The 26,383-nt window shown below is 37.8% G+C and carries 25 protein-coding genes and 1 pseudogene; 8 read left to right on the top strand and 18 right to left on the bottom strand.

The annotated features are described in order from the left end of the window. The first annotated feature begins 133 nt into the window (after window positions 1–133). A pseudogene (locus J0M15_13355) lies at window positions 134–421 on the top strand (transposase). A gap of 229 nt (window positions 422–650) precedes the next feature. Beyond that, on the top strand, window positions 651–2,096 hold the full coding sequence (locus J0M15_13350) for an aldo/keto reductase (protein ID MBN8538035.1): 1,446 nt from the start codon (window positions 651–653) through the stop codon (window positions 2,094–2,096). A 10-nt stretch (window positions 2,097–2,106) separates the two neighbouring features. Here the strand turns inward: J0M15_13350 and J0M15_13345 are convergent, their stop codons facing one another. Both J0M15_13345 and J0M15_13340 read right to left on the bottom strand, forming a co-directional pair. Next, window positions 2,107–3,318 (bottom strand): ATP-binding protein, encoded by a 1,212-nt coding sequence (locus J0M15_13345; GenBank protein ID MBN8538034.1) that lies wholly within the window; start codon window positions 3,316–3,318, stop codon window positions 2,107–2,109. A 122-nt stretch (window positions 3,319–3,440) separates the two neighbouring features. Continuing rightward, window positions 3,441–4,526: a PLP-dependent transferase gene (locus J0M15_13340; protein MBN8538033.1), complete on the bottom strand. Its 1,086-nt coding sequence runs from the start codon at window positions 4,524–4,526 to the stop codon at window positions 3,441–3,443. A gap of 111 nt (window positions 4,527–4,637) precedes the next feature. Between J0M15_13340 and J0M15_13335 the strand changes: the two genes are divergently transcribed. Further along, on the top strand, window positions 4,638–5,630 hold the full coding sequence (locus J0M15_13335) for a hypothetical protein (protein MBN8538032.1): 993 nt from the start codon (window positions 4,638–4,640) through the stop codon (window positions 5,628–5,630). A 19-nt stretch (window positions 5,631–5,649) separates the two neighbouring features. On the opposite strand, the gene J0M15_13330 is transcribed toward J0M15_13335, so the two are convergent. From J0M15_13330 to J0M15_13305, 6 genes are all read right to left on the bottom strand, one after another. Further along, the gene (locus J0M15_13330) at window positions 5,650–6,012 is read right to left on the bottom strand and encodes a hypothetical protein (protein MBN8538031.1); all 363 of its coding nucleotides are present in this window, start codon (window positions 6,010–6,012) and stop codon (window positions 5,650–5,652) included. A 174-nt stretch (window positions 6,013–6,186) separates the two neighbouring features. Next, on the bottom strand, window positions 6,187–8,139 hold the full coding sequence (locus J0M15_13325; GenBank protein ID MBN8538030.1) for a hypothetical protein: 1,953 nt from the start codon (window positions 8,137–8,139) through the stop codon (window positions 6,187–6,189). 131 nt (window positions 8,140–8,270) lie between these two features. Further along, a complete protein-coding gene (locus tag J0M15_13320; GenBank protein ID MBN8538029.1) occupies window positions 8,271–9,053 on the bottom strand; it encodes a hypothetical protein in 783 nt (260 codons plus the stop codon). A gap of 99 nt (window positions 9,054–9,152) precedes the next feature. Further along, entirely contained in the window at window positions 9,153–9,887 is a 735-nt protein-coding gene (locus tag J0M15_13315; protein MBN8538028.1) for a response regulator transcription factor, read from the bottom strand. Beyond that, window positions 9,887–10,930 carry a histidine kinase gene (locus J0M15_13310; protein MBN8538027.1) on the bottom strand — a complete coding sequence of 348 codons (1,044 nt, stop codon included), beginning with the start codon at window positions 10,928–10,930 and terminating at the stop codon, window positions 9,887–9,889. The genes J0M15_13315 and J0M15_13310 overlap by 1 nt, the downstream gene beginning before the upstream one ends. A 9-nt stretch (window positions 10,931–10,939) precedes the next feature. Beyond that, on the bottom strand, window positions 10,940–11,383 hold the full coding sequence (locus tag J0M15_13305; protein MBN8538026.1) for a hypothetical protein: 444 nt from the start codon (window positions 11,381–11,383) through the stop codon (window positions 10,940–10,942). 229 nt (window positions 11,384–11,612) lie between these two features. On the opposite strand from J0M15_13305, the gene J0M15_13300 reads away from it, so the two are divergent. After that, window positions 11,613–12,674, top strand: a complete 1,062-nt coding sequence (locus J0M15_13300; protein ID MBN8538025.1) for a hypothetical protein — start codon at window positions 11,613–11,615, stop codon at window positions 12,672–12,674. Between the two features lie 31 nt (window positions 12,675–12,705). On the opposite strand, the gene ttcA is transcribed toward J0M15_13300, so the two are convergent. The 9 genes from ttcA to sohB all read right to left on the bottom strand — a co-directional run bounded on the left by ttcA (window position 12,706) and on the right by sohB (window position 22,596). Continuing rightward, window positions 12,706–13,521 (bottom strand): tRNA 2-thiocytidine(32) synthetase TtcA, encoded by an 816-nt coding sequence (gene ttcA, locus J0M15_13295; protein MBN8538024.1) that lies wholly within the window; start codon window positions 13,519–13,521, stop codon window positions 12,706–12,708. Then, window positions 13,505–14,560, bottom strand: coding sequence for a mechanosensitive ion channel family protein (locus J0M15_13290; protein ID MBN8538023.1), 1,056 nt, complete (start codon window positions 14,558–14,560; stop codon window positions 13,505–13,507). The genes ttcA and J0M15_13290 overlap by 17 nt, the downstream gene beginning before the upstream one ends. 127 nt (window positions 14,561–14,687) lie before the next feature. Next, on the bottom strand, window positions 14,688–15,389 hold the full coding sequence (locus J0M15_13285) for a YebC/PmpR family DNA-binding transcriptional regulator (protein MBN8538022.1): 702 nt from the start codon (window positions 15,387–15,389) through the stop codon (window positions 14,688–14,690). A 54-nt stretch (window positions 15,390–15,443) separates the two neighbouring features. Further along, on the bottom strand, window positions 15,444–16,565 hold the full coding sequence (locus J0M15_13280; protein MBN8538021.1) for an ABC transporter permease: 1,122 nt from the start codon (window positions 16,563–16,565) through the stop codon (window positions 15,444–15,446). A gap of 190 nt (window positions 16,566–16,755) precedes the next feature. Further along, window positions 16,756–17,727 (bottom strand): ABC transporter permease, encoded by a 972-nt coding sequence (locus J0M15_13275; protein ID MBN8538020.1) that lies wholly within the window; start codon window positions 17,725–17,727, stop codon window positions 16,756–16,758. A gap of 3 nt (window positions 17,728–17,730) precedes the next feature. Continuing rightward, complete coding sequence (locus tag J0M15_13270) at window positions 17,731–19,422, bottom strand: peptide ABC transporter substrate-binding protein (GenBank protein MBN8538019.1); 1,692 nt, start codon at window positions 19,420–19,422, stop codon at window positions 17,731–17,733. Between the two features lie 9 nt (window positions 19,423–19,431). Continuing rightward, entirely contained in the window at window positions 19,432–20,421 is a 990-nt protein-coding gene (locus tag J0M15_13265) for a dipeptide ABC transporter ATP-binding protein (protein MBN8538018.1), read from the bottom strand. 14 nt (window positions 20,422–20,435) lie between these two features. Next, on the bottom strand, window positions 20,436–21,449 hold the full coding sequence (locus tag J0M15_13260; protein ID MBN8538017.1) for an ABC transporter ATP-binding protein: 1,014 nt from the start codon (window positions 21,447–21,449) through the stop codon (window positions 20,436–20,438). 118 nt (window positions 21,450–21,567) lie between these two features. Further along, a complete protein-coding gene (gene sohB / locus J0M15_13255) occupies window positions 21,568–22,596 on the bottom strand; it encodes a protease SohB (protein ID MBN8538016.1) in 1,029 nt (342 codons plus the stop codon). A gap of 204 nt (window positions 22,597–22,800) precedes the next feature. Between sohB and J0M15_13250 the strand changes: the two genes are divergently transcribed. Then, complete coding sequence (locus J0M15_13250) at window positions 22,801–23,451, top strand: hypothetical protein (protein MBN8538015.1); 651 nt, start codon at window positions 22,801–22,803, stop codon at window positions 23,449–23,451. Further along, window positions 23,452–23,694 carry a hypothetical protein gene (locus J0M15_13245; protein ID MBN8538014.1) on the top strand — a complete coding sequence of 81 codons (243 nt, stop codon included), beginning with the start codon at window positions 23,452–23,454 and terminating at the stop codon, window positions 23,692–23,694. Here J0M15_13245 and J0M15_13240 read toward each other — a convergent pair. Then, window positions 23,679–25,199 carry a hypothetical protein gene (locus tag J0M15_13240; protein ID MBN8538013.1) on the bottom strand — a complete coding sequence of 507 codons (1,521 nt, stop codon included), beginning with the start codon at window positions 25,197–25,199 and terminating at the stop codon, window positions 23,679–23,681. The two genes, J0M15_13245 and J0M15_13240, sit on opposite strands and share 16 nt — an antisense overlap. 301 nt (window positions 25,200–25,500) lie before the next feature. Here J0M15_13240 and J0M15_13235 point away from each other — a divergent pair, with 301 nt between their 5' ends. Next, window positions 25,501–25,806: a hypothetical protein gene (locus J0M15_13235; protein MBN8538012.1), complete on the top strand. Its 306-nt coding sequence runs from the start codon at window positions 25,501–25,503 to the stop codon at window positions 25,804–25,806. Beyond that, window positions 25,796–26,155 (top strand): hypothetical protein, encoded by a 360-nt coding sequence (locus J0M15_13230; protein MBN8538011.1) that lies wholly within the window; start codon window positions 25,796–25,798, stop codon window positions 26,153–26,155. The genes J0M15_13235 and J0M15_13230 overlap by 11 nt, the downstream gene beginning before the upstream one ends. The last annotated feature ends 228 nt before the right edge of the window (window positions 26,156–26,383 follow it).

The following is a 26,383-nucleotide window of genomic DNA, read 5'->3' as shown; positions in this document are numbered from 1 at the left end:
TTGTTTTTTTTCTGCTCTGCCAGCAGAGACCCAACACTTCATATGAAAACCTCCTACAGTTATGGACTGAAGTCAGGCTAACAATTTTTACCAAATACCAAAATGTGGGGAGGTTTGTTGATGTACGTTAGACGCCAACGTTATGCTTGCAGAGATTTATCAGTGGTCAATGGATCTTGGTGCTCAGGGAGTGTTTGATTGGATAAGAAATATAATGAAAGATCTACGCTTTTGGAACTACTTCGAGCATCGCTACTCAAGTGGTGTTGTCGAAGGAACAAATCGCGCCATTAAGGGTTTAAAGTGGCAAGCTTATGGATATAAAAACATGGAGTATTTTAAGCTTAAAATAATGCAAAAAGTTGGCTACCTAAACAGCCGTTTTGCCCTGCAATGGAAGTATGACCCTGAATCCAATTAAACCCCTATCCCCACAAAAAGAAGAAAGAGGCAACGGGGTGTTTTGGAAAATGACAGTTGATGATTCAAAAATGTCATGGCGTTTTTAAAGTAGACTTCTTTCAAGTTTACGTTGTTTTCATCGGTATGAAAATCGCAGAGAAATCAAACGAATGGCCCTACATGGAGGTGAGCCCATCGGTTAAGCACTGGTTAGTTGACTGGAAAACTTTTGAATATAGAGGAGAAATATGAAAACAGCTTCTTTGGTTCTTTCGGCAATCATGGTTCTCGCCTCATTTTTGGTTCCTACAAAGGGATACGCCTTGAGTTCATCAAGTCAAGCGGGCCAAATGGAGTATGTAGAAGTGATTGATCGTGATGGAAAGGTGTTGCTTTTTTCACGTTTAATCATGGGTACGGATCATTTGAAACAAGGTGGATGGGTTCATTTAGGACAGACAGAACAAACAGATGAAGAGGTCTTTAAGGTTTTAGATGAAGCTGTACGCAATGGTATCAATGTTATCGATACTTCGCCTATTTATGTAGGAAATATTGAAAATCTTATCGGTAGATATCTTGAATCAAGGAGGGAAATGATCAAGCGCGACGACTTCTATGTTGATAGTCGATTAAACCCAGATAGAAAAATTTATGTTATTACAAAAGGGGGATTTCCCTATGACCTTTCTTACAGCAGGAAATTGGGAGCAGGCTATCATTCTGATGAGTTCCTAGAAGCATTGAAGGAAAAAGGTGTTGAATTTTCCGCAATTCCCAACGGGGAAATCGAATTAATGAACGTCCCTCCAGGGACCTATGATAGCCGTTTAGATGGCACGGTAGAAGACATGATAAAGGCAATAAAAGAGGAAATTCAACATTCTTTGCAAAACTTAAATGGTAATCCTACCGTTTATTTATTACATCGGGATTTCTTTAATTCTGTTGGATTTAAGGTCATTAAGGAATGTCGGACCTGTGTAGAAAAAATTTTAACAGCTTTAAGTTCTCATGAATTGACACAATTTTATTCGATGATTGGTTTATCGAATTGGACAACCGATAGAGTGAAAAAAGCCGGTGAATTAGCCTCTAAAAATCCTAAATTGTTTTTTCCAACCTTTGATAGTCCTTATTTTTCTCTCTTTGAAATGCGTAAGGGAGTTTCTATTCATGCAAGGGGAATACAAGCGTTGCACCATGAAATGATGAATCCTGAATATTTAAAGGGAGTTTTCATGATGCCTTATTCCCCCTTAGGAGGATTTAGTATTTTTGACAAACATGTAGACCCAAAAAAATCATGGAAAATGGCTAAGGCAGATGCAAAACAAAAGTTTGATAATGGGGATGCTTATTGGCAAAATGTATATCTAGCCATTTTTACACCTGAGAATGAAATAAGACTAAATAAAGCCATTGAATTTCTTAAGAATTGGAATCAAACCTATTCGACGAAGTATACTTTGGATCAACTTCTTAATGCCTATGCACTGGCTCACCAACGCATGAATTTTTTAACGATGGGTCCAATTACTGTAGACCAAGTTCAGCGATCTATTCAAAGTTTAGCTCTATCAAAACAATTAAATGCAAATGATTTAGATTTTTTACATGAGTCGGACCCAAAAAAATTGCTTGAACTAGATCATAGATTTAGTCGAAAAAATAAGTGCTTAAAATTTTATTGAATGAGAGCGGTCAGACAAAATAGTAAACAGGGGCAGATAAAGATCTTTCGTCTATGGAGGTCAGCGCTTTTCCTTGGTGCAGAAAAAGAATTCGGCTATTCCCATATTTTTTAAGAAAAGAAGCGGCCGCAGCAGAATCTCTGCGATTGGGCCGTTCTTCTTCTATAGGTAAAATTCCTAGTCTAAAGCCACCGAGTTCAATCGCGTAAGGAATTCGGGAGCCTCCGCGAGTGAGAAAATGAAATTCCCGAAATGACGGACCTAACTTATAAAATAGTTGGGTCCGTAGATTTCGATAAATTAAATGTTCAAATTCATCCATCGCGGTGAGGTTCTGTTCAAGTAAATACTTTGCTTCAGCTTGATCTTCTAAATAAAAAACGGGGCCCTTTTGTGTCCCATCTATGGGAAGTCGACGAATAAGAAAAACGGCTTCCAAGGCATAAAGAAGTTTTTTCTGTGTCACTGCTGAAATAAGAGAAACTTTTTGGGCCCCAGAATAATTGAAGGGTCGTCCTTGCGTCAGCGCTATATATCTAAGGAATTCTAAAATTTGAGAATAGGGTAAGGTCGTTGGATAAACCAAACGAATATCACGATCTAAAATTGTCAACAGTTGCTCTTTAATACGAAGGTTTCTGAGGCGATCATCACGGATAAAACAAACACCTGGAAGGCCTCCATGATTGTAGTAATAACGATACTCCTTCATGAGACTAGATATCTCTTTTTTACGGCTTTCAAGAGACTGAATGACTCGATCTATACTGAGCTGAGACATTAACGTTTCTAAAGAACTGGGCAGCTCCTGATGAGCCATTTCGCTAATTGAAAGCGGCAATAATTCAAAGTTAACAATTCTTCCTGTTAACGACTCTCTTATCGCCTGACGACTTGTAAATCTAACGCTCCCTGAAAGAAGAAACTGCCCAGGTGATTTTCGTTTTCTAACGAATTCTTTCAAGGCAGAAAATAAAGGCGGAGCGAGTTGACACTCATCGATTCCTTGAAAAAGATGAGAATGACTTTTTAAAAAGTCATCCGGATCTTTGATGGCTAGATCTAAATCTGCTTTTTGATCAAGAGTGCAATAAGAATCACACATTGTTTCTAGAACTGTTGTTTTTCCAACCTGACGGTGCCCCAGCAATCCAATCAGGGGGCTCATGGCTTTTGCCTTTTTAATCAATGGATAAATATACCTATTTCGCATGTGTGCCATATCAGAATATACTAATTTGATTCAGAGGTCCTTGTCAATAATACATAGTATGTAAAATTAGTAAGGGGTTAACTAATTTTACATACTATGTATTATTGACAAGGACCTTTATCCAGGGGTTACTAAATTTTACTTTGAATCAGTGCCGACTCAAAATCGTTGATGATGTCACTTGCTGCCTGCTCACCAATACTGAATCGACAAATACCAATGGGTAGAAGAGGTTGGGAACCCTTTTTCAAAAATAAAACCGATGGCATGATGAGGGCCTCTGTAGATCCATAAGAAACTCCTTTTTTAACAAGCTGTAAGCTGTCAACGAATCTTTCAACTTGCTCTTGATTTTGGGTGCTCAATTCAAAGCTCAGCAAACCAACAGGGAAAATATAATCAGAATGCTCGATCCAATCATTTGTTTTATCCAAATCCCATGGATAGTGGATCTTTGATATCTTTGGATGATTTTTTAAATATTTAAAAAAGATTTTCATTTCACTGGCGATTTTTCCAGTACGTTCAAAATAATTTTCCATTCTTTCTGTGAGTAATTCCGCCACGGTACTTGTCATGACAGCCCCGATACTCATTAAACCGTCTCTGAATAAAACTTTTCTTAATTTTTCAGAAGTACAGATAACTCCCCCAAGAGCGTCACCTTTTCCGCATATAATTTTAGTTGCTGAATGCAAAATGATGTCGAATTTTTGCAAATGAGGTTTCAGATTTGCTGGACCCAAGTAACTATTATCCAGTACGGTTAAAATCGATTTGCTCTTTCCCAGCTCTAAAACCTTGGCTAGAGATAAACTTTCAAAAAAGAAATAACTTGGATTTTCAATATAAATCATTTTAGTCTCTGGTCTTATATATTTTTCAATAGAAGGGAGCTCTGATTCTGCAATTTCCGTGTGAGTGATACCAAATTTTTGGCAATGATTCTGAATTAAATAGCGGGCCCAAGAGTAGGAATGCTTGTGAAAAATGATATGATCACCAGCCTTTAAAAAGGTAAAAAGCACTGAAGAAATCGCGCCGACGCCGCTTGCAAAACTTAAAGCGGACTCTTTTCCTTCCAGGCGAGCCAAAAGCTGATTAAATTTTTCTACACTGGGCTCTGCTCCTCGGGCATAAATGAAAGTTTTATCTTCACTCGCAAAAGCTGAACGAAACTCCTCGACTGTATTAAATAGCGCCTTGATCTTTTTCAAAACTAACCCCTTTGCTTTTTCATCATACTATACTTAAATTTTGCAAAAGAAATAACTTATTTGTAATAACTAAATGAGAAAGGTATATTTTTTCAATGGGTTTAAGAAAATATGAAGAATAGAAATGTCTTAAATAGAACAGAGTATTCGTTTTTAAGAAAAGCTCTTCAAGGTATCCCAAGATCTAAGTCGCAGTTAAATAAGTTCAATGAGTCTGATTGCGAAGTTTTAAAAATCGCAAAAAATCTTTTTTTCTGCACTTCGACAGATTCTCTTTCTGAAGAAGTGGCCATCAATCTATATAAACATCCAGAGACTTGGGGCTGGATAAGTGTGATGAACTCCATATCTGATTTTTCGACATCGGGAGCGAAACCCATCGGACTGATGTTATCCACTGAGTGGGGTCAATCCTTCTCTGAAAAGGATAAACTTAAATTTTATAACGGAGTTAAACAGGCCCTTAGAGTCTCTAAAGTGCCACTTCTTGGCGGAGACTCAGGAGTGTCCTCTGGAACTTTTATTAACACAACGGTCTTTGGTATGTCACACAGTCCCGTGCTCACCAGGTTGGGAGTTCAGCCTGATGATCTGATTATTTTATTAGGTGATTATTTTGGTATCGGTCCTTCCTTAGGTTATGACTTTTTATTTAAAAAAAATAAGAACACACTGGAAAAAAAATTCAGGCCCAAGCCTAACTGTAAAATATTACAAGCCTTAAAAAAATACGTCCACGCTTCCATTGACACCAGCGACGGGGTTATTACGAGTCTTGAGATCATTTCGAATTTAAACAAGGTATCCTATGAATTGAATTTACAAAAGATTTCCGTATGTAAAGCCATTGCAAGTTATGTAAAGAAAAATAAGCTGTCAATGAACTACTTACTTTCAAGTGATTTGGGTGACTTACAAACATTAATTTTTGTCGCTCCCAAAGACTATTCTTTAATAAAAAATAAATTAGGTTTTCATCAAATTACTGGAGAAGTTAAAAATAAAAACTACAAATCAACTTTTGATAAAACGTTATTCTATGAGTTAATCCAACCTCAGCCTGATTATAAAAAAATCCATAGCGACTATATCCATTCCTGTTAGTTCGCTCAGCAGAGATACTTTAACTAACATCTTTTTCAGCCCTCATGATGTCTTCGTGCTTTGATATTCCGTACCTTCCAGGGGCCAGAGTTCCGTTTTCATCAAGAGCTTTTTTTATTCTTGAAAGCAGGTCTTTAAGAAGAGGATTTCCATTTAAGGCCTCACTTGTTGAGGTGCTCGTTTCGCGATAAGCTATATACCCTTCTTCATTCATTTTTGAATGAATATCCTTATACCAGACTCTGGCTCTTTCGGTTTCCTCGAGGTCATTCGGATCAAAAAAAACTCCGAACAAAGCTATGACTGTTCTTTGACTTTCAACGATGAGTTCAACAAAGAAATCAAACTTAAATACCAGTTTGTCTTCTTTGACTGATAACATATATAGATGTTTGAACTAAATCTGTCCACCCAAAACCGATACTTGTAAATTGGTGAAGTTACTTAGATTTGATTTTTGGCAAGAGACAAAACTTCACAAAAAGTTGAAGAAGAAATCGAAATTAGAAAAACATGGAAAAACTATTACTATTAGCCATCGTGATTTTCCCCACATTTAGTGGATAAACAGATCTAGTTTATGTGGTGATTTAGGGGGTAAAACTAACAACCAAGGTTTTTTCAGAACTAATCTCATGCCCCAAAATAAAATCTTCAATAATCTATTAATGGGGATTTGTGATGATACTGATGCCAGAATAAGTGCTAACGTAAAACTTACAGCAATATTTAGCACTCCAATCATTAATAAGCCAGAAATGGAATTTAAAATCTCATACCATTTAAGCAATTCAAAGTTGAGCAGAGGCAATGAGGCGGCAAGGTTTCCTGCAGAAAGAGTGATATGGCGAACTTCTAGGGGGATTCCCATAAATTTTAGGTATTGAGGAACAAAGCCTAATAAAAAACCAAGACTTATATTTGCAGCAATAGGATTTGCGCTTTTGGACACAAGATCAGCTAATTTTTTAGTTTTCTTCAAGCCAAGAAGACGAATTAAATTCTGATGATTTTGTAATCTTTCTGGAACTTTGTGAAGAGTGATCCAATTATCAAACCAACCAGCAATTAAACTTGAAATAAACAACAGGACTCCAGTGAAGGTGGCAAAAACGAATGAAAAACTTAAAAAATTACTGGAAGAAAAAATGAAGTAGCTAGACTCTTCGGTTAAAATAGGATGACCTGAGCCCTTAAGACCCCACGATATAAAGAAACAAATTGGCATTACCAAGGTTAAATTACCTAAAACGGATATAAATTGAGTTCGTAAAATAGCCAAGATAGAGGTTTTAGCGTCATGTAATGACTTTTTTAAGGAATCAGCTAAGTAGGGAGCTGTCGTTGAAGGTTGTTTTGTAGCTAACGTCCATCCCATGGATTGAATTGCCAGAAAGCTGAAGGTGTAATTCAGACTTTCAGCTAATCCTTTAATAAAGCCACTAAGAGCCAGACTGGATGTTAATAGTTTTATATAAACCGTCACCGAGGTAAGTGCCCCACCTCCCACGGCACAACGATACATTTTACTAAAATCACTCCAATCAAAAGTAACATAGTGCTCACCTAAATCAGAATTATTGCGAACAATTTGTTTGGTTAACAAAGAAAGATTTTCTTTGAAGAATGATCTTAAGCTATATTGGTGGTGGATATCTAAAACTAACTTAGCGATAAAGTTGCGAATAGAAATAGGTGAACTTTCTTTTCTATTTAATATTTGTAAAAGTGCTTGAATCCTTTCAATTTTTCGGCGTTGTGATTCTAATAAATAAACCAAATCAATCTTAATACCTTTTTCTTCCATTTTAAGATAGGCAATTTCCAGCCTGGCTTTGGCTTCCAAAAGGTAGAGATGAAGGACATTGAATTCAGACAAACGATCTGGATCAAGAGCGAGTGCTAATTTGCTTTCTGGCCAGTTTTGATGGGCGCTAATATTTTCATAAATTTCGCGATGTAGAGTATAAGTATTAGCAAGTAATTGAATAGATAGAGCTTGCACGGATATGAGTATATTCTCTATTAAATGCTGAATGAGTCGGTCATCATTTGCAAATAAGAGGATGAACTCATTAAAAACAGATTCATCAATTTTATTAATTAAAAGACTTTCATCTTCATCAGGAAAGAGTTCTAAAAGTAAGGATGATAAATTATCAGCGAGTGGAGCTTGTGGTAAAATTTTTTCTTCAATTCGTCTGATGAATTCTTGAATAAAGCTTGTGTTGAGAGACATTCCAACATCAGAAAATATTCTAACGGAGGACATTTGATTTAAAACACTAGAAATAGAGCTAATAAAATTTGTTCTCCACTGAGGATTTTTTTCTAATAAAATTAATAAATATTTAATTCGTACTGAATAAATACGGTCTTTTGGAATATTGTGATTCTGCAAGTCTTTAGGCATGCGAATCCATTTAAAAATTGATAAGAGCCATTTAACTTGTTCATTGTATTCTTTGGTATCAACAGTTTGATCGAGAAGGGTATCTAAATAAATCATTGATTGTATAACTAAAGTGAACCCAATGGATTAATCAAGTAATTATAATGAAAAATCTTCTTTGTTAAATTTTGAGTGTGCGATTTAACAGTTAATTTTAAAATAGTTAAGAAATCTTTAACAATTAATTTTTATGGAAATCGAGAAATATTGTTTCTTATAAATTCTCGAATAGCTTCTTGATAAGCTGAAGATGGCGATTCGAAAGCAAAATCTGCTAGAGAGAGTAAATCTTCTTTGGTTTTAACAGCTACCAAACCGGCATTTTTAACAGCCATGGCTTCAGAAACCAAAACTGAATAGCTTTCAATTTTTAAAATGACTTTAATCGAAGACTTCGGTCCTAAGACTCGAGAGATGTTTTGTGCTACAAAAGCTCCAACCATTGTTTGATAGGCCTCTGACGGAGATGCAACAGCGAAGGGCAGGATTTGCAAAAATGTAGCTGCTGTTGTCGCGACTTTTAAGCCGGCCCACTTGCACGCCATGGCTTGAGGCACGGTTTCAACTCGACCAGTTAGCTTCATCAATGCGGGAATATCAGCGCGTGTTCGAATGTAAGTTCCAACATGTCTGGCAATAAAATCACCGGTTGCCATTCTGTAACCATCCGATGGATTGCTCACTGTAAAGGTCGATAAGTAATCCAAATCAGCCAAATTGGTAACGTAAATTAATCCCGATTCCTTTACGGCCATGACATCATTTACGTACTGCATTTTGGAAGCAATTCTTAAAATCCGTGCAATTTGCTGTTGAGCGGGGGTGGGTTCTTTCATCGATTCCCATATTCGAGAATTAATGACTGGTTCTGATCCCACGAATTTATCTTCTCGAGTCTGAGCAAGCGACGGTGTAACCGTCCCTAGCACAAAATGTAAGGCGCACAAAAATAAGATGCTCGATGTTTTCATTGATCCCCCTTGCAAGTTCATAGCTTATATAAAAACTAGGAACAAGCAAGGTAAAAATCAATTTCATAAACAAAGAAAACAATTAAGTCTTTTCTTTATTCATTTTAATAAGTTCTTTTCCTTCAGTTTTTTCCTACTTTCACGAGAAAGAGGGAGTTCGATTCCATTTTTTAAATAGACAAAGGAGCTAGCGGTGTTACCGATTTTTTCAATATATTCTATTTGCACTAGGTTATTGCGATGACAGCGCACGAATAAATTCGGATCAAGCTTTTCCTCTAACCATGAAAGTGAATTCTCAATGATAAATTCACCTTTGTCAGTAATAGCAAAAGTGTAGTGATCTTCGCTTTTAAAAGCTATAATATCTGTGATTTTGAGAATCCTCGTAGATATTCCAGATTTTGATATAACTGTATTAAGATAAACTTTAGACAATTCGAGATGTTTTTCTAGCTTTTGAATATTCGAGTTTTGCTCCAAAAGGCTAAAGGCTTTCTTCATTGCAGCTAATAGGCGTTCTTCCGTAAATGGTTTCAAAAGATAATCGCAAGCATTCACTTCAAAAGCTTTAACTGCAAATTCATCATACGCTGTTTGAAAAATAATTTGAAAATTTCTCTCTTGAATCTGATAAAGCAAGTCAAACCCAGTCATGACAGGCATTTGTATGTCTAAAAGTAAAATGTCAGGTTTATCGCTTTTAATTTTTTCAAAAGCCTCTGGAGCATTTTCAGCTTCGGAAATTTGAATCTTATTGGTAAGCGAAGTTAATAGCCTCTTAATGCGGTCCCTTGCCATTTTTTCATCATCTACGATTAATATTTTTTTCATCACACACCGGAAATCCAAAAATGAACAATTGTCAGATCTGATACAGAACTAATAGAAAATTGATGTTTATCAGCGTAAAAAAGATCAAGTCTTGATTGTGTGTTCATAAGACCTATCCCCGTTGAATTTTTCAAGTTTTGCGAAACGCCAGCCGTATTTCTAATTTCAATAAAATATCCATTTTGCTTGGGAGTAATTTCAATTTCAATAATACCACCATTAAGATTCTGGCTAATTCCATGTTTGATAGCGTTCTCAACAAGAGTTTGTAAAATCAAACTTGGAATAAGTATGTTTTCAGTATTTTCAGGAGATTTAATTTTAAAATTTAATCTCTTTCCGAATCTTAAAGACTCAAGCTCCAAATACTTTTGAACAATAGATAACTCACTGGTCAGTGAGGATTTTAAGCTCTTGGATGACTCTAAAATTTCTCGATAAAGATCCGATAGATTTTGAGTCATTTTAGATGCAAACTCTCTATTGGTATCGATAAGTTCAGCAAGACTATTTAAAGAGTTAAATAAGAAATGAGGTTGCATCTGATTTTTTAACACATTCATATTGGCTTCAGCTGATTCTGCACGTAGTTTTAAATTATATTCTTGAGTTTGGTTGTAGGCGGAGCTAAAAACAAAGGCAAGATAGATGACCCCACCAATTGTTAATCCCGCCGAGATGCCTTGCAAACTGAAGGTGTTTCCAAAAAAAGTAGACTCAATTCTCGAAGCCAAGGTGAGGCCAGCTGCCATTCCAATCAGACCTGTAGCTATTCTAAATTTGATAGATTCTTTGAGGCGAATCAAAAAAGAGATTCGCCATTGATAAATTCCCCCAAAAATGAGAATAGAAAAAAGGATAGAGGTCAAAACAACTACAACACCTATGCGAAGGCTGATTATAAGGCCTTTATAAAAGGCCTCAGTTCCTAAATAATTTACATTAAATAAAACGAAAACTACGGGGACAAGAGCTAATCCTATTAAGGAATTCTTAACAGATTGCAACGAAAGTTTAAAAAATATTTTCCAGTCCCTTTTCATTTTCATTCCTTACTCAGCTTGATCCATGGTTAAACTTTCTTGCCATGAAATAGGTCCTTGACCCTCATCTTTAGAACCAAATTTATATAGGGTATTTTTTTCTTGAACAAGAGTTTCTTCAAGTTTCATTTGCCCAATGGATACCTGATAGTGGCAAACAGGAGCTTTTTCCAAACAGTACCCCATTCCTAATTGAACTCCTTGGCTTGAAATTTCAAAAAAACCGTTTGTTGATTCTTTAATTTGGAAATTCCACTCTTTAGTGGACCCATCCAGAAGTTGGTATATTGTTTTTATTTCATTTTTTTTAACAACCGATATGGTTTTATAGGTTCCAGTTGATTGAACCGAATGCCAAAGGCCATTTCCAGAATAAGATCCTTCTGTCAGGCTGTGGGCTTGACCCAATTGTGAAATTAAAATTGTCGTTAATAAAAATACTGTTGCTTTCATAAGATTCTCCTTTGTGAGTGCATTTGTTTGAACCCAACTTGGCAGAATGGCTTAAAAAAGAAAACAAGGTACTTCTGAACGGTCGAATGGGGCTACTGAACGGCAAAACTTATCATCCAGTCATTGGTATTTCTCACCGCAATGAACCGATTGCCCTTGGCGTTTTTGTGTATTAAATCAGAACTTCTACAAATCAAGAGCAGATTAAATTACAGCGAGTGGGGTTCGTTTGAGTTATAGGTCTACAGTCTTTATTTTATTTATGGGATTTCTTTTTTACTCTCCGAATCTTTATTCTGTTGTTCACTATTTCGATTTGGGAGATGTCACAGCTAAGGGCAAGGTCACTTCATTTCCTTCGGCATTAGGTTGGATTGAGCCAGGACTGAGTTTTTCAGCATCAGCTTCGGTTCTGGAACAAAAGTCATTTGATTTTAATAGCACAGCTTTTGGTACGAGCTCGGAACCTATGACTGTAAAACCATCCGTATTGGCATCGGGTTTGGGGCAATCTTGGGGTGGTTGGTCTATGGTTATTACGAATCAGTCTTCGCAAATAAATACCAGATCTGAAACCTTACTTTCAGGGAATCAATCGCAGACGAAACTTAATTTCAATTCAAATTTATTGAGCGTTTTCCTTGGAACAGGCATTAGAATTTCTGAAAATTGGTCATTAGGTATGAACTTAAATTTTTTCCAAAACGATAATATTGTGAATTCAACGGTTTGGTCCAATACGACCACGGGTAAGACTTTTCTGAATAATCAAAGTCATAGCAAACTTGTTGGTTCTTCTTTGGGGGTAGGGTTTACTTTTGATTATTCGGCCTTTACTTTTGGTTTGCATTTTGTATCGCCGATGATCGTGATAAAGAACACCGGGATATTAGAAAGTGAGTACATTGAAACGGCTTCAGATATATTTTTGATTTCAGAACAAGAGGAAAAAATAAAGTTAGAGCAAAATAATGGCATCACTGAATTTGGGATTCGCTTTGGGAAACAAGGATTTGTTTATATTTTAAGTGACCAGTATTCTTTCGTAGGATCTCATAAAATAAATCTTGGATTTGAATATGCAGCATCTTGGGGAATCATGGCTTCGGGCTTTTCCCATTATGAATACGGTCAAAGTGCCAAGGACAAATTGTTAGTTGGTTTTGCACGGACTAAAAGCAATTTCCATTGGGCTGTGGGACCCTATTTTGAATCAGAGCTCTTAAAAGGGGATTCTGGGTATAATGCCCGAAGCTTGGGTGTGTTGTATGCTTCTGAAATTCAGTATTGATTTTCTAGGAGCCATTGGTTTAACCCCTAATTTATTGTCTGGTAGTCCTTTCACTTAAAATGATTTTTTCTTCTAAATTTTTAAAGTCCCAAAGTGAATGGTCCATGAGTTGTGCTGGGTTTATTTTTCCCATTGCCGAAAGTAAGCTAGAAGAAATATTTGGAATATCTTTTTCCAAGGTTTGGATTAAGGCTTTCATTTTTTTTCTTTTCATGCCTTCTTGGGAACCGCAAAGATTGCAAGGAATAATCGGAAAATTCCAAATTTGACTTAGCTCTATAAGTTGTGATTCAGGAATATAACATAAGGGTCTGATGACTATATGGGATTTATCGTCATTGAGCAACTTGGGGGGCATGCTGGCAAGGCTTCCCGAATAAAACATATTTAAGAAGAGGGTCTCAATCAAATCATCACGATGATGGCCCAAGGCCATTTTATAGGAACCCTTAAGTTTTATTTGGTCATAGAGAATAGCTCTGCGGAATTTAGAGCAAAGAGTACAGTAGGTGGCCCCTTCGGGAGTTTTTTCTTTAACAATCGAGTAGGTATCTTTTTCAATGATGGTTAAAGGTAAGTCTTGAGATTTAAAAAAAGACTTAAATTCAGTGGCATCGAACCCGGGTTGTTTTTGATCAAGGCAAAGACATTCAAAAGTAAATGGAAAGGGAGCTCTTTTTTGAATTTCCTTAAACATCAAGGATAAAATTGTTGAATCTTTACCACCGGAAACGCCAATCACAATAGACTCATTCGGTTTTATCATATCAAAATCATGAAGGGCTCGAACGATCTCTTTTCTGATTTTAACAGCTAAGGGGTGATTAAAATCAATCGACGGCGGCATGTTGATTTTTTCTGGAGCCAATTTGTAAAAAAGGCCGTGCTAAATGAATATTTTTATTATTTAAGGCGCTGATGCCATTTCGATAAATTTTATCTCCGACTATAAATTGGGCCCCATAATTGTCTAAATAATAAACTAATTTGAAGCTGATAAAGAGCTCGGTGGTTTCATTGATATAGGCAAAAGGACTTGGAAATCCCTTAACTTCAGCGATTCCAGAAATGCTGGATTCAAGGGTTTGAATAACCAATTCATGATTGGCTCCATGCTCGACTTTGAATATGACACTTCGAACGATAGGGCTGTCGTCCGGGGAAAAATTAGAGATTTGAGCCTGGGCCATCCATCGATTGGGGAGAGTGATAATCTCATCATAAAAACCTTGGAAAACTGTCGATCGCCAAGTGATTTCCTTTACCTTGCCAATGACTTTTTGTGTGCCAGAAGTCATTTCTAGCCAGTCATCAATTTCATAGGATTTATCAATTTGCATGGAAATTCCTGCAAACAAATTTCCAAGGGTATCTTGTAAGGCAAGACCCAGAATAATAGAAAAAGCGGCGGAAGTCGCCAGCAAGGGTCCCAGTTGGATCGCAAAAATATGAGAGGCCGTCCAAAAAATAAGGACGATGGAAAGTAATAATGAAAAAATATTAACAATCAGTAAAGGAACTCCACTTTGCATCGAGCTCATAAATAAATATTGCAAGACGATTAAACGGCAAGTTTTGACAAAAACAATGATCCCCCAGGTAAAGGTAATTATCCCCACATAGGGAGTTAGTCTCCTCAGGGAGGGGATCTGGAGATCTGTTTGATTGAGAAGAAGAAAAATAAAAAACAACAAACTGAGAATGATAAAATGACGAGTGATATTTTTATAATGATTTTGGATACTTCGGTGACGTTCTTCCGAGGCTTCTTTAAGAAAAAAACGATAAAAAAGCCACGTTACAATGATTAAAACCCCAACTAATATGTAAGGTTCAATTTCAAGAAGAGCATACAGATTTTGAGTTTGAATAATTTTTTCGTTCATAGGGTCTATTTCTATCTATTTGTAATTAATTAATTTATCAATTTATCAATTTATCACTTATCTAAAGATTTATTATTTATAAAATATTACTTATAATTATTATTACTTACTTACTTAACTTACTTACTTACTTAATAGTCGCGTGAACTCGATGAGTGTCATCAAAATCGTCAAGCTCATTTAAAAATTCTTGGACGTCTTTCAACTGAGTCTCTGTGAGTTCGGTAATATTTTTTGGTTTGTAAGAGAGCTCAGCTTTGGTGATTTTCCAACCTCGCGCAGACAAGGCTTTGCGAATTTCATCTAAATTTTCCGGAGCTCCAAAAAATTCACAGCCTTCGGTGGAGGCATCAACTTCATTGGCACCGGCTTCGATAGCTTCTTCTTCAGGATCAAATTTTCCTGCCTTGACACCTTCAAGTAAGCAGATACGTTCAAACATCCAGGTGACAGAGCCAGATTCGCCCATGGCTCCTTGGTTGCTTTTAAAAATATTTCTAATTTCAGGTGCTGTTCGGTGTTTATTATTCGTTTGGCATTCCACAATAACCCCAATGCCATGGGGGCCGTAGCCTTCGTAGGTCAGTTCTTCGATAACTTCCCCATCATTCAGATGACCCAGTCCTTTTTTTATGGCTCGTTCAATAGTATCATTAGGGCAGGATTCTTTTTTAGCGGCTTCGATGGCTAGCCTCAGGCGTGAGTTCAAATCTTGATCAGCCCCACCAGCTTTCACCGCCACTTGAATTTCTCGCGCAAATTTAGTAAAAACAAGCCCTTTCTTTTGAGCATTGGCAACTTTGATTGAATTTTTCCAAGATTTTCCCATACGGATCCTCCATTTTATTCCTCGGTCTCTGGTTTCTTTTGTCTACTCGTTCTTCTATCTCTTAATGGCTTTAGGGTCCACGGCGTCCTGAAGGCCATCACCAATAAAATTAAAACTGACGGTGGTTATAAATATAAATAAGCCAGGAAGAATCGTGAGCCAGACATTTTTATAAATCACTTCTTGGGCATTATTCAGCATATTTCCCCAACTGGGAGTCGGTGGCATGATTCCTAAGCCCAAAAAACTTAAAGCAGATTCATAGATGATAGAGCTACCAATTCCTAAGGTAATAGCCACCAACATGGGGGCAATCACATTAGGAAACATATGACGTAGGATGATGGTTTTGTCACTGGCTCCAAGAGTTTTTGCAGCCAACACAAATTCACGTTCCTTAAGTGTCAAAATACTCCCGCGTACCAGTCGAGCGACCGTCATCCAAGAGAACAGGCACATGATCACAAACATTTTAAAAATACTTTCATAGCTGGGGTTAAAAAGACCTTTGATATAAGGAATTTTTTGTAAATCCACGGCAGAGAAAATAATCAAAATAGGAATGGTGGGTAAAGACAGCAGTGCGTCTGTTAGGCGCATTAAAAACATATCCACCTTGCCACCATAGTACCCAGAGATACTGCCAATAAGGAGTCCCAAAAGGGCGCTTGAGAAAGCGACCATAATACCGACTCCAATGGAAACCCTGGCGCCATAAATCAAACGAATAAAAATATCTCGACCCACTTCATCGGTACCAAAAAGATGATAACTTGAAAACCCAGAAATCATTTTCTGAAATTCCATATGGGGGGTGTTTTTCAATTGAGACAATAGACTTTTGATTTCCATTTTATCTTTGCTCACAAGGCTATAGAGAAGCTCTTCTGGAGGCAAATTAGTAGCCAAATTAGCAGCTAAATTAGGCGCTAAATTTCCAGAAGAACTCACAGCTGAATTCTCGGTTGGATTTTCGGCAGGAGCAGGAGTCGCCTCGACACCAAAGATTTTTTGTTCCTTTAAATTCACGGCGAGCTTTCGCGCTTCTTCAGGATACTTAGAAATATATTTCTCGACGGCATTTTCCTTGGTGTCCGAAGTGGCTTCGGCCCTGGAAAAAGGCTTTAAGTACCGAGCTGAAACATTTTGTCGATTTTGATCTTGATCCATGGCCATGGCAATCAGATCGGCACTTAAGGCAATGGCTAAAATGGCTAAAATCACCCAGGTACAAAAGTAAGCCATTCGGTGTTCGCGAAATTGGCGGTAAACAATTTTCCACATGGGGAGGGCTGATTCGAGCTCCTGTTTTTCTTTGTCAGTAAGAACACTTTGTGAGTTTTTCATTTGAGGGTCCTTATTGCCTTTAGGTGTAGGAAATTCTTGGGTCTGCAAATCCATATAGTATATCCGCCAGTAAATTCATTAATAATACCATGCTCACCGATATGATAAAGGAGATCATAGCAACGTTATAATCATTAGCCATAATAGAATCGTAAACAAGTTTACCAACGCCTTGATAGGCAAACACAGTCTCAGTTAAAATAGCTCCAGAAAACAAGCCAGAAAAACTTAAGGCAATAATCGTAATTAAAGGAATGAGGGCGTTGCGAAAGCCATGGCGCCAAATCACAATGCCTCTCTCTAGACCCTTGGCCTTAGCGGTTCTGATAAAGTCATTCCTCATGGCCTCCATCATGGAGGACCTAACAAAACGAACAAAGCCACCAATCTGCTGCACGCTTAAGGAAAGAGTTGGTAAAATCAAGTAAAACATGCGGTCCTTAAGAACCGCCCACAGATTCGAGGTATCGGCACCAATGGTTTCAGTTCCGCCAGCTGGCAAGACACCCAATTGAACAGCAAAGATAATGATCAGCATAAGCCCTAACCAGAAGGAAGGAATAGAAATCCCTCCAAAGGAAAAGAAATTGACCACATAATCTAATTTACTTCCAGGCTTCAGCGCCGAATAAATCCCCATGGGAATAGCAATCAGAATTGATAAGGCCAAGGAAAGAAAAGAAAGATAAAAGGTATTCCAAAGGCGGGGACCCATGAGCTCTTCCACTGGAACACGGTAAGTGCGGCTGTACCCAAGGTCTCCAGCTGCGATAGTCTTAACCCAATTAAAATATCTTTGATAAGCTGGTTGATCCAGTCCATAAAGATTTCGCAACCTAGCGATATCTTCCGAGGTGATTTTTGGATTGGATTGAATCATCAATTCAACGGGATCCCCAGGCATTAAAGTCATTAAGTAAAAGCAAACATAAGAAAGTAAAATAATGACGACCAAAGTTTGAACTAATCTTCTTAAAATATATGTCGTCACGGATTACTCCAAAGTCCATTTTTCAATATCATTGGTTTCATGAAACTGGTGACCTGTTAATTTGAAATTTTTTAAATTTTTGGGAATAACGGCCGTATCAGCACGGTAATATAAAGGGATTGTAGGTAAATCTTCAGTGTAGATTTTTTGCATCTCCCACGCTTTTTCTAAACGTTTTTTAGAATCCATTTCGGTATCCATCTCATTAATTAGTTGATCCATTCGAGGGTTTCTCCATGAGGTGTAATTCTGACCGGACCATCCATTTTTATCATTGGGAATGGATACACTGTGCAGGGTGGATCGAGGGGTGTTTTCTGGAGCGGAAACCCAGGCGAACATAGCCATATCAAATTTTCGTTTTTTAACGGTTTCTCCAAAAAAGACACGTCCGGGTTCATTTTTAGGCACAATTTCGATACCCACGGCTTTCCATTGGTTTTGTAAATAGACCTGAACCGCTTCTCTGGTTTTGTTTCCAGCGGTAGTCATAAATACAAGACTGAGCTTCTTTCCCTCTTTGTATCGGTAGCCGTCGGGACCTTCTTTCCAGCCAGCTTCTTCTAAAAGTTTGGCCGCATTTCTTTTCGAGAATTTGTAGGTCGTTACGTATTTGGGATCACTTGTGAACCAAGGATCGTTGGTCGTCATAAAATGCAAAGAAGCGGGCTGTCGGTTATCAAAAAAAGATTTCACCAACTGGTCCTTGTCAATGGCGGTAAGCATGGCTTTACGAATCCTGACATCTTTTAAAATGGGATTTTCTAAATTTAAGTCAATATGTTCATGGACAGAGCTAGGATCAATAATAACTTTGAAATCAAGATTTTCTTTTTTCACTTTGGCTTCAAATTCAAGTGCCTGATCAAACGTTAAACCCAGTATAGAAATCTTGTCGATGGTGCCGGATCTTAGATTTGCTTCCAGAGTTCCTGTATTGGGAATCAAACGAACAATTACTTTTTTTATTTTAGGAGCTTCGCCATAGAAATACTTATTTGGAGTCATGGTCACATGATCCGTCAATTTGAGCTCGCTAACGACATAGGGACCATTATACAATCCAGGATTGGTGGGAGTCTTGACATAGGCCGAATTTTTTTCGTAGCCTTCGGGTTTGCTGCCATGTTTTTTAAAAATGGGTTCTTCAATATGTTTAGGTAAAACATAAAAAGTACCTAACATGTAATGATCCCACTTTGCTTTTTCATAGGTAAAGGTACATTTTTTTTTATTTGCTGGATCAATATCAATTTTTTCAATTTGGGAATACGATTCTTTTTCACCAACACTCACATTTGGCGAAAGGGCCACGGTTCTGGCAAAGGCGATGTCTTCACAGGTCACGGGTTTTCCATCGCCCCAATTTACATTTTCTTTGATCTCCCATTGAGATTGAACTTTTTTCTTGCCATTTTCGGTGATGATTTTAGCTTGGCCATTTTCAAAGGAGGGGATGCTTTTGGTGATTTGAGGTTGCCATTTATTTTCAGCATCCATATTGACTAGTCTTCGGTTCACCATAAAGAAAATATAATGGGAGGCCACCATAGACATGATCAAGGGATTTAAAGATTCAAACTCTTGAGAAATTCCAATTTTGAGCTCGGCATTGGTTGGCTTGGCCTGAACAAAGGAGGTTAAGCTCAAACAGAGGAGGAAAGAAATCAGAAAGGAAATAAAATTTTTAAACATAAAAACTCCTTATTTAATTAAATTTAAATTTTCATCATAGAGCCAACAAGCCGCTTTTTGCTCTCCAGACCCTAAAAGGGATGGTGTTTTCTCTGAACAAACTTTCATGCAGGAATTACAGCGTGGGTGAAAGGTGCAGCCAGAAGGGGGATTGATCGGGCTAGGGACTTCACCGCTTAAAGACTTTTTCATTTGTTTTTTTCCTTCACCCACCCGTGGAATGGCTGAAAGCAAGGCTTGAGTGTAAGGGTGCTTAGGGGAGCTAAAAATTTGATCTCTGGTGCCAATCTCAACGATTTTACCCAAGTACATCACCGCCACGCGGTCACAAAAATATTCAATCACAGATAAATCATGGGAGATAAAAATATAGGTGAGGCCTAATTTTTCTTGCAGGTCTTTCAACAGATTAAGAATTTGCGCCTGAATGGACACATCTAAGGCCGAAACGGGCTCATCGCAAATCATGAGCCGTGGGTTGAGGGCAATGGCTCTGGCAATGCAAATCCGTTGTCTCTGGCCACCAGAAAATTCATGGGGGTAGCGATTGACATGAGAAGGCTTAAGACCCACAAGCTCTAATAGCTCCTTAACTCTATTTTCTCTTTCCTGAGAAGTCCCTACATTGTGAATGTCAAAGGGTTGGCGAAGAATTTGCCCTACCGTCATGCGTGGATCCAGGGAGGCAAAAGGGTCTTGGAAAATCATTTGGATATCGCGACGGAGTTGTCGTAATTCGCTTCCGCCTAAACTTAAAAAATCTTTATTCTCAAATTCAATTTCACCAGAAGTAGGTTCGTAAAGTCGGATGAGTGAGCGACCCAGCGTCGATTTTCCACATCCGCTTTCGCCAACAAGGCCCAGGGTTTCGCCTTTTCTTACCTCGAGGCTGACATCATCGACGGCTTTGACTTGTCCAACTGTTCTTAAAAAGAAGCCTTTTTTTATGGGAAAGAATTTTTTGATATTTTTTGCTTTTAAAATAAGTTCTTGGCTCATTTAAAATTCCTTCTTTAAAGTGGATTGAAACAGGCGACAAGGTGATCTTTGCCAACAGAAAGAGGTTGAGGTTTTTGATGGGCACACTCTGATTTCGCGCGCTGACAGCGATTCACAAAGGGACAACCTGCGGGCAATTCGTGGGGAGCGGGAACGCTGCCTTCAATGGTTTGTAAGCGCGACGGGCGCTGTCCTAGTTTTGGTCGTGATTGAATCAAGGCCGCGGTGTAGGGGTGACGAGGGTTAAGAAATAGCTCTAATGTGCTGGCCTGTTCGCACATTTGGCCACCATACATGACTAAAACTTTATCCGATATTTCTGAAATGACTCCCAAATCATGGGTAATAAATTGAACGCTCATATGAAATTGAGCTTGCAAGTTTTGAATGAGCTCTAAAATTTGCGCCTGAATCGTGACGTCCAGGGCAGTGGTTGGCTCATCCGCAATCAAAAATTTAGGATCACAGGACAAGGCCATGGCTATCATCGCGCGTTGGCGCATGCCACCGGATAACTGGTGGGGGTAATTGGTATACCTGGATTCGGGGGAAGGAATGCCGACCAGTTTTAGCATTTCAATGCTGCGGTCCTTAGCCTCGGCCTCGGAACATTTTTTATGGCGGAGGATTTGTTCATCAATTTGATAACCAATGGTCAATACGGGATTGAGTGCGGTCATGGGCTCTTGAAAGATAATGGCCATTTCTCCACCGCGGATATTTTCCATCTCTGGCTCAGGTAAGTCCAAGATACTTTTTCCTGAGAGAGTGAATTTTCCGTTGGTGATTTTTCCTGGTTTTTCAATCAGACGCATTAGAGAAAAAGAGGTGACAGACTTTCCGCAGCCGCTTTCGCCAACGATACCTAAAGTTTGACCTTTTTTAATGTCATAGGAAATATTATTGACGGCACGAAAAGGTCCTGAGTTAAGATAAAAAGTAGTTTCAAGGTTTTCGACAACGACTAAGGGATTTTCGGTTGCAAGCTGGTTTTGGTTACTTTTTTCTGATAAATTGTTAGATGTCAGCAATGTCAAACCCCCTCTAGTTTTTCAAATTTTTTGGTGTTTAAGTTGATCGCAAAGACCCCAAAAGTGCTTAAAAATTATATCAAGAGTGAAGGGGTGGCAACGATATTTTTTCCATTTATTTCAAAAAGTTAGGTGGTTCCATTTTGGCAAGTGCTTTATCGAGAGCTAAATCCAAAGTGGCACCAATAAACCCAGAAATTTTCTCGGAAAGACTTTGTTTTTTTTCAAACTTAACACTTAAAACCATTCGGGAAGTAGCTGCCTCGACAATATAATCATCACTTGTTTTGATAACATCAATAAGTCCAAGAGATAAGGCTTGCTGTCCATACCAGTACTCTCCCGTAGTGACTTTTTCGGTGTCAATTTGGGGTCGGTGAGTCTTTACAAAATCCTTAAAAAGAACGTGAGTCTGCTCTAGTTGCTCCTTAAATTTTTCTTCACCCTTTGGCGTTATTTCGCCAAGCATCGTGACAGTGCGTTTGTATTCCCCTGCGGTGTACTCTTTAAAATCCACATCCAGTTTTTTAAGCAAGCGGTTCAGGTTCGGAACTTGAGCGACCACGCCGATAGATCCTACAATTCCAAAGGGGGCGCAAATAATTTTATTTGCGGTGCAGGCCATCAGGTACCCACCGCTGGCAGCTATTTTATCAACTGCGATAGTTAAGGGGATATTTTTTTCCCTGATACGAAGTAACTCACTGGCTCCTAGGCCATAATGGGGGACCATTCCACCTGGGCTTTCGACACACACAAGAACTTCGTCGTCGGGAGTGGCTTTGGTTAAAACAGCGGTAATTTCTTCTCTGAGATTTTCGACCTGTGAAGCTTTGATGTCTCCATTAAAGTGCATGACATAAAGTTTGTTTTTTGGCTTTTCAGATTCCTTATTTTTTTTCTCATCTTTGAGCCGTTTTTTTTCTGCTTTTTTGGCTTCTTTGCTTAATTTAAGATCGTCGCTAAATTCTTTTATCGTTTTTCCATAGCCCTTCAGTCTATCGTTAATTTTTTCAATTTCTAAGTGGGTTTTAAATTGAGATTTCATTGCTAAAAGGCCAACGGTTAATATAATTCCTGCAATAAATAAAAAAATAACAAGGGCTTTTAAAGCAAAGAGGCCTATTTCTGATAAAAAATCCATTTAAGTTCCTTTATAAACACAAGGTTACTCCTACAAAAGTAGGATCTAATAAATTTTGAAGGTCGAGATTCTAAATAAAAAGATCCACAACATTTGCGGGTATGATAAAATAGAGGGGTGGTCCAGGTCTATCAAAAACTATCAATTTTTAAAAAAATCAAATGTGCTTTTATTCTAGGCACTCTTTTTTTTCTTAACTTGTCGATGGCACAACAATCTGAGGTTGAAAGGTTAAGAGGATTTAAAAGATTTAAAAACCAAAATAAAATGTTCGATGCCGAAAGAGAAGAAGGCTACACAGAGTATTTAGAAGATTTGGAAAAAGACTTACTTCGTCAACAAAGAGCCTTAGCTGAATTTAAGAAAAAAAGAAGGTTGGAAGTCCCCCTTGAAGAGACCAAGTATTATCAACAGTATTTAAATTCAAAAAAAGAAGAACAAGATGAATATGACGAGAGCCTTGAAGGCTATTTAAAAGAACAAAAAAAATGGGGATCAGAAAAATTCAAACGACCTTTCTCTGAAGAGTTTGAGTTGGATATCGTTTCAGATCGTCCTCGGTATGAAATTAAAAAGAGAGCTCTCTATGGTGGTAAGCCAAAATATGAAAAAAAATCAGCTGCCTCTGGTGTTCCTGGCATGTCTTCAGGAGCGAAGTCTTCAAATTCTGGCGGGGCTGGAAAGAGCGAGGGTTCTGTTCCTCCTCCTTTACCGCCACCAGGGGAGCCTTTTTATGACGACATTCCGCCGCCCCCACCTCCTCCCATGCCCATGGAAGGTATGGAAGATTTTGGTAACGATGGTTTCATACCCCCGCCACCGCCTCCACCACCCATGTTTGACGGAGAATTTTAAATGGAAAATCAGAAAAATTGGGCCACTTCGATTGCGGTATTGATATTCATTTTAGGATTGAGTTACCCTCCCCTAGGAAAAACTATGGAATCTACCCCTAATTGGGATATCAAGGACATCTTTCTTTATCCTTTTATTCCTCTCCTGCTTTTCAATGGTTGTATTTTAGGTCCCATAATCAAGAAGAAGATTACCAGTGCGGTGGTTATTTTTGTCTCAAATGAGCTCTATCGTTGGCCCTGAAACCTTTGGTTCTTTGATGGTACGGGAAAGATAACTCGAAAACCAGGTTCTAGAATTTGACCCCTTGGGTTTTTAGAAATCGCACTGTTAAAAACAGCATTTCGATTTTCAAGCAGCTGTACAAAAAAGGATTCCAAATCTCCAGCGAGCAATTTCTGGTTGGTTTGCTGATACCATTGGGTAATAGCTCTTTGGTAAGCCTGTGGTGTCAACGAAGGCTCCGTCATTTTTTGAAGCAAAGCTTTGGCTATAGGTAAATTTAGAGTTTTTAATTTTTCGATGAACCCAGGTTTCCAGTTAAATGTATTTGGAACAAGTTGGACTAAAGAGCATCGCTCTTTGTTCATTAAGGAACCAATTGGAGTTGAAAAATAAATATCAAGAATGGTTTTGTCATCAACAAGACCTTTGGATTTCAAGCTCTGAATAGCTAACAAATCGGAATATCCTTTTACGGGAGTCAGCCAAGCGTGGTCTGAATCCATAAGATTGGTTTCTGGAAAATGCAGTCCATGTTTTTGTAATAAATTTTGATATAAAGACTTGGGTATCATAAAGTTCAACGGGCCTGCAAATGAACCAGCTATGCTGGTTGAAGGAATCTTGATAGCACCTGACGACTCGGTGGGTACTATATCAGACTCTAAATTTATTTCCATCTCGCAAAATAGTGGCCTTAGTTGTGCCGGAATGCTTAGTGCTTGTATAACATTCTGATAACCTGGACTCATTTCTAATCGTTGAATCCCTAATTGTACTTGTTTTGATAAACTTTCAGCAGTGTCTAAGAGATTTAAATTCTTTAAAAAACTTGCAGATGGAGTATGTTGAAAAATCAAAGGTCGCGACTTTGTCCACCAGTCATTATGAGGAAAAGAAAGCTCTTTCATAATGGGTCCCCCTGAAATATGGCAACCTGAGCATCGCAGTCTTTGGCCGAACTGAGTGGGTTGAGTAAGATAAATGGCCTGATTATCAAGTAAAATATCTTTTGAATCGCCTCGATAAAACCATTGGCCCATTCCTCCCTGACCAATTAATTCATAAAAATTATAATAACCTTTTTTCGAATCCCATGCGATGAGTTCGATGATTAATTTTCCTTCGCTGGGTTCTTGATCTAGATCAAGCAGACTTTTCCCATTTAGAGATTTTAGATGAGTAAAGTGCCCAAGAAAAATGTCTGTAGGTCTATGTTGCGAAGAAGTCGAAAAGGATTCGAAGATGCTAAAACTTCCTAATAGGGGATTATTTCTTCCTCGATTTGCAACGAGGTATTTTTTATTTTGAAATTGAGCTTCTAAGATTTGCTGAACATTTTCTATATGTTGAGGACATTGGATTAAGTTGGTCAGGGTTTGAAAAAATGGATCACTCAATCCGTTAGCTATTTGTTTTTGTGAAGTTAATATGAGACACTTCTGTTGTCCTATGCTCGTTTCACAATATACTAACGAGAACAAGACTAAGATAATTTTTGAATTTAAAATTGACCAAAATTTCATTAGGCCTCCTGATGAGTGCTTTTAAGATTTTTATTTACATAAGTAAATTTAATTAATTTGATATAGCAATCGATAAAATTAATGCCTAATTGTAATTCTCGAGCCATTTGACAGATCGGAGTCGAGGGTAGATTCCCGAAAGTGGTAGAAATTAAAAAGGGAGTACTCCATAATGATTTAACTTAACAATCATAAATCATTGATAACAAAGGAGAACGCCAGAATGAGAAAACATTAATAAAAACTCATTTGTAATATATTTAGTCTAATGGTATAAAGACCATAGGAGCTAATTGATTTAATGAAGGCCGAGAGGATTTTTCATCAGAAAATGTTTCTTAAGCATTCCGAGGGTGCTCGGTTAGCTATTTTTGAATTCGCAATATTTAGCGTTGGAAAAAGTAAGAACTATATTTCTGGTTATAAATATAGGGCTTGGCTTTCGGAAGATGGTAAAACTATTTTCGGTTTTGATAATCATAGCCCAAAAGGTCCTCATTTACATATCGGAGAAAAGGAAGTTGGATATGTTTATAGGGGGCTAGTTGAATTAAAAAAAGATATTATTGAAATGATCCGCATGGAGGGATTTCTTTATGAAGACTAAAAAAGCAGTTTTAATTGTTGAACCCCCTAGTGTGGCAATGAATAGGGCGTTTAGTGTTTTAGCAAAACATTCAAAGCGTTTTTCTGGATTTACGATTATAAGCTTTCCTGATTTTGAAACTTTGGGGAAAGTGATCACGGGCGCTAGAGTTGAGCTTGTTAGCGTCATTCGTAGTAAAAAACCAAAGTCAATTCAAGAGCTAGCGCGTTTTGTAGAGCGAGATTTTAAAAACGTTTATCAGGACGTAAAACTTCTAGCGGAATTTGGACTTATTGAACTTAAGGAAACGGGAGCGCGAAAAGCGTCAACACCCATTTCTCTTTTTTCTGAATTTGTGATTGCTGCTTAAAATTAAATAGCTGAAAGAGTTAGACATGAGTAAATTTAAAAAACGACTCTTTGGAGTCAAATGAGATGTCAAAAATTACTACAGACAAGCCTCATTCTTGGAGAATTTGGCCATAATATTTGCGCGGGAATTCGGTGGTTATTTCGAAAATAAAACTTAATTTATTTTTTATATTTTGTTTTAGTTCTCTACTGCTAGCTAAAGAAGAATCAAAATCGCATTTAACTT

The sequence above is a fragment of the Deltaproteobacteria bacterium genome (assembly GCA_017302835.1).
Lineage (GTDB): Bacteria > Bdellovibrionota > Bdellovibrionia > Bdellovibrionales > Bdellovibrionaceae > UBA2316.
The sequence above is the reverse complement of the archived record's forward strand: the minus strand, read 5'-3'. Positions and strand labels throughout refer to the sequence as shown.